The sequence below is a fragment of the Methylomonas sp. 2BW1-5-20 genome (assembly GCF_052474515.1).
This window is the reverse complement of sequence record NZ_CP184127.1, coordinates 1801579-1814615: the sequence shown is the minus strand read 5'-3', so window position 1 is coordinate 1814615 and position 13037 is coordinate 1801579. Positions and strand designations below refer to the sequence as shown.

13 protein-coding genes are annotated in these 13037 nt (G+C 51.5%); 11 read left to right on the top strand and 2 right to left on the bottom strand.

Annotation, left to right across the window (positions count from 1 at the left end; all coding sequences use genetic code 11):
- Position 1 precedes the first annotated feature (1 nt).
- The 4 genes from mch (at position 2) to fae (ending at position 3436) form a co-directional block, all read left to right on the top strand.
- Positions 2 to 985, top strand: coding sequence for a methenyltetrahydromethanopterin cyclohydrolase (gene mch, locus ACH50O_RS08255; RefSeq protein ID WP_446811542.1), 984 nt, complete (start codon positions 2 to 4; stop codon positions 983 to 985).
- Positions 986 to 1072: 87 nt separating this feature from the next.
- Positions 1073 to 1975, top strand: a complete 903-nt coding sequence (locus tag ACH50O_RS08250; protein ID WP_446811541.1) for an ATP-grasp domain-containing protein — start codon at positions 1073 to 1075, stop codon at positions 1973 to 1975.
- On the top strand, positions 1969 to 2835 hold the full coding sequence (locus tag ACH50O_RS08245; protein ID WP_446811540.1) for a triphosphoribosyl-dephospho-CoA synthase: 867 nt from the start codon (positions 1969 to 1971) through the stop codon (positions 2833 to 2835). Before ACH50O_RS08250 ends, ACH50O_RS08245 begins: the two co-directional genes overlap by 7 nt.
- Before the next feature lie 85 nt (positions 2836 to 2920).
- The gene (gene fae / locus ACH50O_RS08240; RefSeq protein ID WP_033158126.1) at positions 2921 to 3436 is read left to right on the top strand and encodes a formaldehyde-activating enzyme; all 516 of its coding nucleotides are present in this window, start codon (positions 2921 to 2923) and stop codon (positions 3434 to 3436) included.
- 56 nt (positions 3437 to 3492) lie between these two features.
- Here fae and ACH50O_RS08235 read toward each other — a convergent pair whose 3' ends face one another.
- Entirely contained in the window at positions 3493 to 4176 is a 684-nt protein-coding gene (locus tag ACH50O_RS08235) for a HisA/HisF-related TIM barrel protein (RefSeq protein ID WP_446811539.1), read from the bottom strand.
- A 20-nt stretch (positions 4177 to 4196) separates the two neighbouring features.
- Between ACH50O_RS08235 and ACH50O_RS08230 the strand changes: the two genes are divergently transcribed.
- The 5 genes from ACH50O_RS08230 to ACH50O_RS08210 all read left to right on the top strand — a co-directional run bounded on the left by ACH50O_RS08230 (position 4197) and on the right by ACH50O_RS08210 (position 8909).
- The gene (locus ACH50O_RS08230; protein WP_446811538.1) at positions 4197 to 5186 is read left to right on the top strand and encodes an ATP-grasp domain-containing protein; all 990 of its coding nucleotides are present in this window, start codon (positions 4197 to 4199) and stop codon (positions 5184 to 5186) included.
- An 8-nt stretch (positions 5187 to 5194) separates the two neighbouring features.
- Positions 5195 to 6241, top strand: a complete 1047-nt coding sequence (locus ACH50O_RS08225) for a hydantoinase/oxoprolinase family protein (protein WP_446811537.1) — start codon at positions 5195 to 5197, stop codon at positions 6239 to 6241.
- Between the two features lie 79 nt (positions 6242 to 6320).
- A complete protein-coding gene (gene pabB, locus ACH50O_RS08220; RefSeq protein ID WP_446811536.1) occupies positions 6321 to 7694 on the top strand; it encodes an aminodeoxychorismate synthase component I in 1374 nt (457 codons plus the stop codon).
- On the top strand, positions 7691 to 8257 hold the full coding sequence (locus tag ACH50O_RS08215) for an amino acid kinase family protein (RefSeq protein WP_446811535.1): 567 nt from the start codon (positions 7691 to 7693) through the stop codon (positions 8255 to 8257). The genes pabB and ACH50O_RS08215 overlap by 4 nt, the downstream gene beginning before the upstream one ends.
- Positions 8250 to 8909, top strand: coding sequence for a DUF2959 domain-containing protein (locus tag ACH50O_RS08210; RefSeq protein ID WP_446811534.1), 660 nt, complete (start codon positions 8250 to 8252; stop codon positions 8907 to 8909). The genes ACH50O_RS08215 and ACH50O_RS08210 overlap by 8 nt, the downstream gene beginning before the upstream one ends.
- A gap of 1 nt (position 8910) precedes the next feature.
- On the opposite strand, the gene ACH50O_RS08205 is transcribed toward ACH50O_RS08210, so the two are convergent.
- Positions 8911 to 9345: a DUF6694 family lipoprotein gene (locus ACH50O_RS08205; RefSeq protein WP_446811533.1), complete on the bottom strand. Its 435-nt coding sequence runs from the start codon at positions 9343 to 9345 to the stop codon at positions 8911 to 8913.
- Between the two features lie 115 nt (positions 9346 to 9460).
- Here ACH50O_RS08205 and ACH50O_RS08200 point away from each other — a divergent pair, with 115 nt between their 5' ends.
- Complete coding sequence (locus tag ACH50O_RS08200) at positions 9461 to 11200, top strand: GTPase (RefSeq protein ID WP_446811532.1); 1740 nt, start codon at positions 9461 to 9463, stop codon at positions 11198 to 11200.
- Positions 11181 to 12764 (top strand): GTPase, encoded by a 1584-nt coding sequence (locus ACH50O_RS08195; RefSeq protein ID WP_446811531.1) that lies wholly within the window; start codon positions 11181 to 11183, stop codon positions 12762 to 12764. The genes ACH50O_RS08200 and ACH50O_RS08195 overlap by 20 nt, the downstream gene beginning before the upstream one ends.
- Positions 12765 to 13037 lie beyond the last annotated feature (273 nt).

Sequence of the window (13037 nt, the reverse complement as noted above, 5' to 3'; positions counted from 1 at the left end):
CATGCAATACCAGGCAAGCGTCAATAAATTTTCCCAGCCCTTGGTTCAACAACTGTTGGATAACGCGGATAAATTACGGTTGGGTATCGAAAAGCTGGAAAACGGCTGCACCATTATCGATGCCGGCATCAAAGTGCCGGGCGGTCTGGAAGCCGGACGGATTATTACCGAGATCTGCATGGGCGGTTTGGGTACCGCAACGATCTCGCAAAGCCCGTATACCACCAATTGGCCGCTGACGATCAATGTCCATGCCAGCAATCCGGTGTTGTCTTGCCTGGGTAGCCAATATGCCGGTTGGAGTTTGTCGCACGGCAAATATTATGCTTTGGGTTCCGGTCCGGCGCGGGCTTTGGCCACCAAGGTTAAGGATGGTACTGTCGAGCCGGTGGAAGAGCTTTATAAAGAACTGGAATACCGCGATAGCGCCGAGAAAACTGCGTTGGTCATCGAAAATGACGCGTTACCACCGGTGGAAATCGTCGAGAAAGTTGCGGCGGCTTGTGGCGTATCGCCAGCCAATTTGACCATTATCGTTACACCAACCAGCAGTCTGGCTGGTGGTGTACAAGTAGTCGGAAGAGTATTGGAAGTGGCGATGCACAAGGCCCACGCGCTGCATTTTCCGCTGGAAAACATTGTCGACGGTTCCGGCAGCGCGCCGATTTGTCCTCCGCATCCGAATTTCGTTAAAGCTATGGGCAGAACCAATGACGCGATTTTATTCGCCGGACAAGTGCATTTGTTTGTTAAAGGTAGTGACGAAGCGGCGGAAAAACTGGCTAAGGAATTGCCTAGCTCGACATCAAAAGATTACGGCAAACCGTTTGCCGAAATTTTCAAAGCCTACGAATACGATTTTTTCAAAGTCGATGCGATGTTGTTCAGCCCCGCCAGCGTTATTGTCACCGCGGTCGAGTCCGGCAAAAGCTTCCGGGCCGGCAAGCTTGACAATGCCTTGCTCGATCTATCGTTCGGCGCTTAATTCGCTTTAACTCTCTTCGACGGCTAGCTGCCCTTGTTAGGCAAGGTCAGTTAGCTTGTATTGCTAACTTTTTCGACTTACATTCCCTTGCGCCGAATTGCAATAATTACCGATGACCCGGGTTGGCACGGCAAGCAATTGTGCTTGGCTTTTGCCGAGCGCGGTTATGCAGCCGACTACGTGTCGCTGACTGCCTGCAAATTGCAGTTAACGGTCGCCGAGCTGCCAATTGTTATTCCCGGATTTGAGCAAGAATTGCCGGAGGCGGTCTTCGTGCGGGGCGTTCCCGGTGGTTCGCTGGAAGAGGTGGTGTTTTATCTGGATGTTTTGCATGCCTTAAAAATACTGGGCGTACCGGTTTATAACGACGCCGGCGCGATCGAGCGTAGCGTCGATAAGGGCATGACCAGTTTTTTACTGCAGCATGCCGGATTGCCGACAGCGTTGACCTGGGTGTTGCGGGATCATGACGCAGCACTGATGATTGCTGCGCAACAGTTACGCGAGGGCTATTATCTAATCAGCAAGCCTTTGTTCGGTTCTCAAGGCGAAGGCATTCGGCGTATCGAAAAATCCACCGATTTGTTGTGGTTGACCAGCAGTCGCGGTATCTATTATTTACAGCGCTTTGTCGAATGCGCGGGCGACGGTTATTCGGATGTGCGGGTGTTTGTGATTAATGGCAGGGCGGTTGCCGCTATGCGGCGGCGCGGTATTTCCTGGCTGAATAATGTGGCCAGAGGCGCGTCTTGTGAATGCATCGAGCTGGAGCCTGACTTAGCAGAGTTGGCGATTGCCGCTGTCAATGCGTTAAAAATGGATTACGCCGGTGTGGATGTCATTCAGGATGCGGACGGTTGTTATCGCATCATCGAAGTAAACAGCGTGCCGGCCTGGAAAGGCTTGCAAAGTGTTTGCGAGATCAACATCGCCGAATGCCTGGTGACCGATTTGCTTGATCGTTACTGCGTTCAGGACAAAGTATGTTGAGCAGGCAGCAATTGATGAACGCTTACCTGCAAGCTTGCGAAACCGAGTTACAAGCCTTCAAGCCCGGTAATGTCAGCGTTTATAGCGCTGCCGACGATATGACGGTTGAGGATTTTCGTGTCAGCGCCCAGGTCAGCAGCGCGCCGATCACCGATCCGCAATATAGCTTGGGTGAAAAAATATATTACGCAGTCAAGGCAACCCGTGAAGCGGTGGCTTGTAATACCAATCTAGGTATTATTCTGCTCTGCGCGCCTTTGTTGCAGGTGGTTGCTGGCCTGAATAATGGCGAAAACTTGCGCGATGGTTTACGACAACTCTTGGAAAATACTACCCGCGAGGATGCCGATTGGGTTTTCAAGGCTGTAACCTTGGCCGCGCCGGCCGGCTTGGGTGAATCCGCGCAACACGACGTACAAAAACCGGCCGATGTAACGCTGACCGAGGCCATGGCTTTTGCCGCTGACAGGGACAGAATTGCGCTGCAATACACAACAATTTTTAAAGACGTTTTTGATTTTGGCGTTTTACGATATAATCGTGCTTTCGTTTTGTCTGGCGATTGTGGTTGGGCTGCGTTAGCGGTTTTTGCCGCTATGTTGGCTCAATATCCCGATAGTCATATTGAGCGGAAGTATGGAGAGCGGTATTCAGAGTGGATCAAGGCTGAGATGGAGAAGCTCGAGAGAGCGATGCAAACAGCCTGTGAGCCTAAAGAGCTTTTGCCAGTATTGTATGATCTGGACAAAGCTTTTAAGGCACAAAGGATCAATCCGGGTACAACAGCTGACATAACTGTAGCGACAGTACTGGTGGTGCTTCTGGAACAACTTATCGGTGAAGGAACCGGTGAGTTATAGAGGGAACTAAGCAGAAACTACAATCTTGAGACATGAATGTGTCTATTTTTTTGGTTCAATCTTATCTTTAGGGGATAAATTTAAAATGGCAAAAATCAATAACTTGCGTGTTGGCGAATCTTTGGTTGGTGAAGGCAACGAAATTGCTCACATCGATTTGATCATCGGCCCACGCGGCTCAGCAGCTGAAACTGCTTTCGCAAACGCTTTGACAAACAACAAAGACGGTTTCTCTACTCTGTTGGCTGTTGTTGCTCCTAACCTGTTGGTTAAGCCTGCAACCATCCTGTTCAACAAAGTAACCATCAAAGGTGCAAAACAAGCTGTCCAAATGTTTGGACCAGCTCAACGCGCCGTTGCTATGGCTGTTGCTGATTCCGTTGAAGACGGCACTATCCCTGCTGACGAAGCTGACGATTTGTTCATTTCTGTTGGTGTTTTCATCCACTGGTTGGCTGAAGACGATGCAAAAATCGAAGAATTCAACTACAAAGCCACCAAAGAAGCAATCGCTCGCGCTGTTGCCGGCACTCCAACTGCTAAAGAAGTAGTTGCTGCTAAATCTGGTGCAAAACACCCATTTGCAACTAACAACGTATAAGTTTTTAGTTTCAAAGGCTGTCGAAAATACCTCGGTTTACCGGGGTATTTTTTTGTCTAAATTTTTTCCAGGGCGTCGGCGTCGATACTGCCGTTATGCAAGGCGCTCGCCAGTAACACAGCGGCAATTCCGATAGTTTTCAGTCGTATTAAATCGTTAATATCGCGCACACCGCCGGCCGCGACAAAACGTTTATCGCGATAATCCGTGCAAAGCTTGCTTAGTTTTTCAAAGTCCGGCCCCTTATTGCTGCCGACCAAATCCAAGGTCATCACCACAATAGTTTCCGGCCACAGGTCCGGGCTTTCCAGCCAGCCCGGATGACCCAAAGCTTGGTTATGTTTAAAATCGAGGGATAGGATGAGATCAGCGTTTTTTAAAGATACGGGTAGTCGTTGCGATTCGGTGCCGATGACCGGTTTATAGTTACTTGGACGAGTGGTCGTAGTTAGAGCTTGATAGCTACTGCCGTTATCCAGCCAAAATTCCTGGTTTGGATATTGGCTAAGCAAGTTGTTGATGCCGTCATCGTGATTGCCGTTGCCGCCGATAGCGTCAAGGTCTGCAATATAAAAGGTTTGAAAGGGATACAGTTTTAAAAAACGGGCTACCACGTGGTATATCTCGCTGCTATCGCATAGTGACGAAGTGCGATGTACGGGTTGATAGCCACTGCGGTCACCGCCGGCGGCATGCACCACTTGGTCGCCTTTTAAATCAATGACTGGAATAATCTGCATAAGCCAAGCGAGTTTTAGATTTGAGAGTTCTGGTATTTGAATATATCACCGGCGGCGGTTTGGTCGGGCAGGCGTTGCCCGCTTCGCTGGTGGCGGAAGGTGGGATGATGTTACAGACTTTAATCGCCGAACTAAAGTGTCTGGACGCTATTCGGCTTTACGTACCGCTGGACGAACGCTGCGCTAGACCGCTCACGCTGACAGAGCGCGAAATCGTAAAGGTAGGCCCGGATTGCGACATCTTCGCGCTATTGCGGGATTTACTGGTAGACGTCGATTTGTTTTGGCTGATTGCGCCGGAAAGCGACGGCATTTTGCTAAACTTGGCCCAACTGGCTATTGCAGCAAATGCCGAGGTTTTGCTATCCAACCCAGCGACGCTGGCAATCTGCGCCGATAAATTTGCAACCTGCCAAGCACTGGTAAAACGGGCAATTCCGATTGTGGAAACTCGCTTGCTCGGCCAAGGGGCGGATGGCCTGGACGATAATGTCGTAGTGAAAATTGCTGACGGCGTAGGATGCCTCGATAGTTTTCAAGTCAACGCCGAACAGTTACCGGCCGCTGTTGCCGAATTAAACGATCCGCAACGTTATGTCTTGCAACCTTATATCAGTGGACAGGCCGCCAGTTTGTCCTGTTTGTTTAAGCACGGCCAGGCTTGGCTTATCTGTTATAACCATCAGCAAATCGTTTTGGAGCAGGGCCGATTCAGTTTGCGAGGCTGTTTAGTCAATGTGCAAACCGATAAGCTGGATTTTTATCGAAACCTGATAAATGAAATCGCAGAAGCGATGCCCGGTTTGTGGGGCTATGTCGGTATCGATATTATCGAGAGCGCCGAACTGGGGTCACTTGTGCTGGAAATCAATCCGCGCTTGACCAGTTCTTATGTCGGCATCCGGCAGGCGACCGGCATCAACGTGGCCGAACAGGTTTTGCGCATACGACACGCCGAACCGGTGTTGCAGGCCAGTCGAAACGAAACGATTCAGATCAGTATCAATTAAAAGGCATAATGAATAAACAAATAGCGGGTTGGGATATTGGCGGCGCGCACGTCAAACTGGCATTGCTGGATGAAACCGGCCAAATTCAGGCAATTGCTCAGCAAGCTTGTCCGCTATGGAAGGGGGTGGACTATCTGCATCGCGCGCTGGCCGATTTGGCCGGCCAATTCGATTTGCAAGATTGCCAGCATGCCGTCACGATGACTGGTGAACTGGTGGATTGCTTTACCAGTCGCGAACAAGGCGTCGATGCCATCGTTCAGGCAGTTTGCGAGCATTTTATTGCGGAGCGAGTATCGGTATTTGCAGGCTTGCGCGGCTTTTTGCCGGCAGAGCAAATTCAGCCTGCCGATTGTATGGACATCGCGTCTGCTAATTGGCTGGCCAGTCTGTTGCTGGTAGCAAAGCGCCAGCCAAATGCCTTGTTTGTGGATATAGGTAGTACCACAACCGATATTCTGCTGGTCGAAAACCACCAACTTAAAGTGCAAGGTTTCACCGACTATCAGCGCCTAGTGTCCGGCGAGTTGGTGTATACCGGCATTGTGCGAACTGCGGTGATGGCGATTGCCCAAGAGGCAGAATTCAACGGCCAGCAAATGGGTTTGATGGCCGAGTATTTCGCGACGATGGCCGATGTGTATCGTTTGACCGGCGACCTGAACGAAGCGCACGATCAGAGCGACACCGCCGATGGCGCGGAAAAGTCGGTTTTGGCCAGTGCCCGCCGTTTGTCGCGGCTGACCGGTTACGAATTCGCTGAGGGCGATCACGCGTTATGGTTGGCATTTGCCCGGCACTTAAAAACCAAGCACACAAGCAAGATTAGTCAGGCTTGCGTCAGGCAGTTACAACGGGCGGAAACCCGCTCGGCGATTAAATTAGTCGGCGCCGGCGTCGGCCGGTTCTTGGCGCGAGACATTGCCCGGGATTTGGGAGTTGATTATCTGGATTTTACCGATTTACTACCGTCAATCGATAAAACCGAGGCTATCGACGCCGCCGACTGCGCGCCGGCCGCCGCCGTAGCTTATCTTGCCGGCGGGTTTGGTTAAAGTTTGCGGCTGAGTTAAAATCGACATAATGCAAATCATGTCCTTGCGGCACATTCCGGCTGCTTAAAATCACCTCTTAATGCCTTTAGCAAAACCCATTAAACAGTTGCTGCCGTATTTTCCGGACAGTGCGCAATTATTTGCCCCGCTAGCGTCGAGATCTTGGGCGGTTTTGCTGGATAGCGCTCAGCCGCACAGCAAGCAGGATAGGTTCGATATTATCGCTTACGCGCCAGTAGCGACTTTGCAAACTCGCGGCAATATCACCCGCATCGAACGTGACGGCGTGGTGAGCGAAAGCGCAGCGGATCCTTTTGAATTATTGAAACAGCAGTTAGGTACCCCATTAGCCAGTGTCGACGGTTTGCCGTTCAACGGCGGGGCGATCGGCTATTTTGCTTATGATTTGGCTAGGCGCATCGAACGTTTGCCGGCCATGGCAAGCGATGCCGAAAATTTGGCCGAGATGGCGGTAGGCATTTACCGTTGGGCGGTGATAGTCGATCATCAGCGTCGGCAAAGCTGGCTGGTCAGTATTGACCTGCCGGAAAGCGAGCAACAAAGACTGATCGCCGAATTCAGTACAATCACTACTCCGGCAGAGACAGCGCAGTTTAAAGTGCTGCAAGCGCCGCGCGCCAATATGGACAGGGCGGCGTACGCCACGGCTTTTCAGCGCATCAAGCATTATCTGAAAGAAGGCGATTGTTATCAGATTAATTTGACTCAGCGTTTCGAGAGCCCTTGCCAGGGCGACCCATGGCAAGCCTATCAAGTACTGCGGCAGATCAACGCCGCACCGTTTAGCGCCTATCTGAATTTCCCGGATGTGCAGGTCTTAAGTTCTTCGCCGGAGCGCTTTTTAAAAGTCACCGACGGCGCTGTGGAAACCAAACCCATCAAAGGTACCCGGCCGCGCCGGAGCAATTGGGAAGAAGATCAGGCGCAGATAGAGGACTTGGTATCCAGCACCAAGGACCGGGCCGAGAACGTGATGATCGTCGATCTGCTACGCAACGATTTGGGCAAGAGTTGCCGGAAAGGTTCGGTGTGGGTGCCTAGCCTGTTTTCGGTGGAAAGCTATGCCACCGTGCATCATTTAGTCAGCACTGTGACGGGGCAATTAGCCGCCGGCCAACATGCCATCGATTTATTGCGCAGTTGCTTTCCGGGCGGCTCGATTACCGGCGCGCCAAAGATTCGGGCGATGGAAATCATCGAGGAACTGGAGCCGCATCGGCGTGGTATCTATTGCGGCGCGATCGGTTACATCGGTTTCGACGGCAATATGGACACCAATATCGCGATTCGCACGCTGGTGCACAATCAAGGCACGATACGCTTTTGGGCGGGCGGTGGCATCGTTAACGACTCGGTATTGGACGAGGAATATCAGGAATGCTTTGATAAGGCCGCCGCCTTATTGCAGTTGCTCAAGCAGTTTGGCGTATGACGTGTGTGATCAAGTTGGGTGGCAGCTTGATGGAAACAGCCGCCTTGCCTGCTTGCCTGGCGGCGATTGCAAATCGAGCCGGCCCCATTGTCATTGTGCCCGGCGGCGGGCCATTTGCCGACCAAGTGCGCACCGCGCAAGGTCAGTGGCATTTCGACGATGTGGCCGCGCATCGAATGGCAATTCTGGCGATGCAGCAAATGGCCTTATTGATGCACAGCCTAATGCCCGAATTTGCTATTGTCGCTGATGCAGCGAGTTTACGTTTCGCATCGCAAGTAAAGCCTGTTCTGATCTGGTCTCCACAAGCCGAGCAATTGGATGAAGCCAATATAGCCGCCAGCTGGGATATTACCTCCGATAGTCTGTCTGCATGGCTGGCTGGCTTCATCCAAGCCGACGAGCTAATTATTGTTAAATCGGCGCACATTCCGGAGCAAGCGAGTTGGCGGGATTTACAACTGCGAAGCATCATCGATGCCGCTTTCCAGGGTTTCGCCGCCCAGGCTAACTACAAAATCACCGTGATGAATAAAGACCACTTTCTATCCCGCCATGATTAATTTTATAAAAGCTATTCTGAACAAGCGTTTGCGCAAGGCTTACTATCAAAGTCGGGAATCCTTGCTGGGCCATCAAAAGCGTGACATTGTGGTGATGCAGGTCGGGCAAGCTTGCGAGAGTTTGAAGGAAAGCCGGGATCAATTCGTCGATGCGTTGGATAAATTTAAAAGCATCGTCCACTTGCCGGATAGTTCGCTGGAACAGCGCTATCAACAACTTAAGCGCCGTTACGATCTGTGCAAGGGTAAGGCCGATCAAGTCGGTCAGCGCATCCAGGCGGTGGAGGAAATTAGCGAGGCCTTGTTTGCGGAATGGGAAATGGAACTGGCTTTATACAGTAACCGGGCTTTGAAGGCGCGCAGCCAGCAGCAGTTGAAAAAATCCAGGCAGCAATACGTGCGATTATTAAAAGCCTTGCAGACTGCGGAAACTCGCATGCAACCGGTGTTAGCGGCGTTTCAGGATCAGGTTTTGTTTTTAAAGCACAACCTTAATGCGCACGCCATTGCGGCTTTGCGGCACGAGTTTATGGAAATTGGTGTGGATATTTCGAAATTGATCGACGTGATGGAAAAAACCATCAGCGAGGCCAGCCAGTTTGTTGCGGTTCTGGTGGAACAGAAACAACTGCCGGCCCCGGTGCGCAAATAAATTACATGGAATGCATTTTGTAATCGACTCGAGCCGGCGGGTTTTTATCGCGGGCATCAGGGGTTTTTTTGCGGTTTTGGTCGATACGTTCTTGCGAGTACTGCGCAATCATTTGGTCCCAATTGGCGTACTGTTCATAGTCCTTGGCGCCGGCGGCTTTGCGTTTGGCAAACAGTTCTTTACCGTTCTCTATCAGCTGCTCCGGTGTTTTGCCGTCGATCGCGTCCAAAAACTCCTTGTTATTACGGATTTCATCGCGTAATGTCCAGAAAGACACTTCAAACTCGATACGCTGATCCAGTGGCAGTTTTTCCTTGATTTGGCTTATCGATCTGTTGACCGTTTTCAAACTACTGCCGTTGATTTGATTGCTTTTATTGCAACCGGCTAATAACGCACAGAGCAAAAAAACTAAAACAGTTGACGCTTTTCTCATGATGCAGCCCCCCAGTGGCTAAATAAACAAACCCGAATTTTGTATTTATAATGGTTGCAACGCGGGTTACCAAACAAACCAAATTACTCGGTAATTAAAAACACAAGCTTACCACATGCTGGAATTTATCCAACTTCTCAAACAGCGTTACCAAACTGTGCTACAGCAGCTGGATAAAAAAAATCCCCAGTACCTGGATTATCAGCAACGTATCGAACAATTATTATACGGTGAGGCCTTTATTCGCAGAGGCGAACTGCTGGATGGCAATCCCGGTTTTCCGCTGCAAATCGCCGTCATCGGGCCGACGCAGGCCGGTAAAAGCTCCGTCGTGAATCTGCTGTTAAATGCCAATGCCGCCGGCGTGAGTCCGCTGGCCGGTTATACGGTGCAGGCTCAGGGTTTTTGCCAGGGCCTGACGCCGGACGACTGCGACGGGATGCAACATTATTTCGGCCGCTTTCAACGTTTGGAGCAAACCGAATTACGGCCGGGAAGATACGATTGCTATTCCCTGAGTTCAAGCGCCGCTGCTTCCGCTTTGCTGCCGCCCTGCGTTTGTTGGGATACCCCGGATTTCGATTCGATAGATGCCGCCGATTATCGGGAGGGAGTGATTCGCACCATTGCGCTGGCCGACATCGTGGTATTGGTGGTGAGTAAAGAAAAATACGCCGATCAATCGGTGTGGGAAATGATGAAAGCCATCGAGGTTTTCCAGCAGCCTACCTTGATTTGCGTGAATAAACTCAACGAGGGCAGCGAGCCGGTGATTCTGGATTCGCTGCGGCAAAAGTGGTTACAAACCCGGCAAGATCCCTTGCCCAACCTGGTGCCCTTGTTATTCCAAAAAGCCCCGGCCGTACCGAGCTGGCCGCAATCGGCCAGGCAAGCATTTAACGAGCTGGCGAAAAAAGTCACCCGCCATAAACATGCCGCACGCCAGCAGCAATTACTTAGCCGCTATTGGCTGGATTGGCTGCAACCGGTGTTTGCCGAACATTATGCTCAGCATCATTGGCAAACCCTGGTCGATCAAGCGTTGGCGCAGGCGGTTAAGGAGTACCAGCGCGATTATCTTAACCATCCGCATCATTACGAAACCTTTCAAAACGCCTTACTAAATTTACTGACATTGCTGGAGATCCCCGGTATCGCCAAAGCTTTGGGCAAGACCCGGCGGGCCATGACTTGGCCGTTTCGTAAATTATTCGCGTGGGGCGGCGGCACGCCTATCAATCCTAATCAGGAGCTCGGGGTGCTGAATCAGCTGGGCGAACATCTCTTGATTCAAATCGCCGACCGCTTGTTGGAAAAAACCGAAACCGAACCGACGGATAGCCGCTGGTGGAAAGAAACCGCGATGGCGCTGAGACAAAAGCGCGTCGATCTGTTGCAAATTTACCGGCAGGCGGTAACGGACTATCACAGCGATTTTCAACAGGATGTGGAAGCCTCGGCGCAGCGTTTATATGTAAAGCTGCAAGAGCAGCCGGTGATTCTGAACAGCCTGCGCGCTACCCGCGTGACTACCGATGCCGGCGCCTTATTGCTGGCGATCCAGGCCGGCGGCATCGGCATCCACGATTTAGTAATCACGCCGTTGATGCTGACCATTACTTCCTTATTAGCCGAAAGCGCCATCGGCAGCTATATGCATAAAGTCGAAGCCGAATTAAAACAGCATCAGCTCAACACCGTGAAAACCGCACTATTCGATGTCTGCCTGAAACAGCGGCTGTACTTATTGCCGCAAGGCGTGCAGTCGCCCACCCGTTTTAATATCTCCGAACAACAATGCCACGTCGCGGAACAGATGCTGAAAGAGAAGAAACATGGCTTACGATTACTCTGAATTGCTGACTCAAGCCCTGCGCTGGGCCGAATCCGCGCAAGTCGAAGGCCGTTTGAGCGCGGAACGGGCGCAATTATTGGTCACGATAGACGCGCGCAGCACGGACAGCCTGTTTGCTGCGAGTCAATCCGATCCGGATAGCAGACCGTTGATTGTGGCTTTTATGGGCGGCACCGGCGTCGGCAAAAGCAGCTTATTGAATCGGTTGGCCGGGCAGGCGATAGCCCGGGCCGGCATCGAGCGACCGACCTCGCGGGAAGTAACCTTGTATCACCACCAAAGTCTGGCGATTAATAAATTGCCGGCCGGTTTGCCCTTGGATAGCATCAAGATCAGCCAGCACAAAGATGCGGCCAACAGTCATATCGTCTGGATCGACATGCCGGATTTCGACAGCGTCGAACTTGGCAACAAACGCCTGGTACTGGAGTGGCTGCCGCATATCGACGTGTTGTTATATGTCGTCAGCCCGGAACGCTACCGCGATAACAAAGCCTGGCAACTGCTGCTGGCGGAAGGTACGAAACACGCCTGGTTGTTTGTGATGAATCAATGGGATCGCGGGCAGCCGGTACAATATGACGATTTTAAACGGCAGTTGGGTAAGGCCGGTTTTACCGATCCCTTAATCTTTCGCACCAGTTGCAGCGAACCGGACGGCGACGAATTTGCCGCATTGCTGGAGCAGTTGCGACAACTGTCCGGACAGCATAGCGTTGCCCAATTGGAGCAACGCGGCGAGCAATTACGTTGCCAGCATTTAAAACAGACATTGCAGGAATTGGCTGGCGATTTTTCCGGCCAAGACTACGCGCAATTACAGCAAAATTTTGCCGCGCTGTGGCAGCATACCGAAGCTAGCTTGCATCAAGGTCTGGCCTGGCCGATCAAACAACTCGCGCAATTCTGGGCGGAAAACCTGGGGCAAGCAGCGGACATCAAATTGTGGGACGACTGGGCGCAAAACCGTCTGAACGATTTACTGGATGATTTGGTGTTGCAAGCGGCGCAAGCCAACATTCCTAGCAAACCCTTGAAAAGCGCATTGCAAAATGTGCGCGAGCAAACCGAGAAAAATCTCACCGCCCAGACCGAGCTGGCCGGCAGGCAGGCTTTACTTAAGCCGGGTAACGGCGCTCAGCGTTTCCTGCTGAAATTCACCGCAATCTGTGAGACTGTTTTGCCGTTGGCGGCGATGAGCGTGGTCGGCTACCAAGTATTCTCCGGCTATTACCATAGCGCCGCCGACGCCACCGCATATCTGGGCAGTGATTTCGCCATTCACAGTGTGTTGCTGATTGGCTTGAGCTGGCTGATCCCGTTTTTCCTGCACAAAAAAATTCAACCATCCTTGCATAAGGCCGCTTTAAAAGGCTTGCAGAAAGGTCATCAACAAGCATTGTCGATGCTTAGGACTGAAATCGAGCAAATATTGCTGGCCGAGCAGCAACGCAATGAACGCTTACAGCAGCAATTACAAAACATATTGGTAAAGTGCGGCACGGGGCCCGCGGTAGCGATAGAGCAGGGCAGTTTGTTGGGCCGGGTTTTGTTGGCGGAGTGAAACTCCTAGCGGCGTCGCAGCTAATTTCTTCAACGTTTCAGTTCCGAACCACATCGTTGCAGTTATTTTGTCCAATGCTCAAGCTCCGAGCCGCAACGCTTGAGAAACTTTCTTGAATGATCGAGCTTAAAGCTCGGACGACCGAGAAATTTTCTCCAACGTTTCAGTTCCAACCCGGAACGTTGGCGTTATTTTGTCCAATGCCCGAGCTCCGAGCGGCAACGATCAAGAAATTTTCTTGGATGATCGAGCTTGGAGCTCGAATGACCGAGA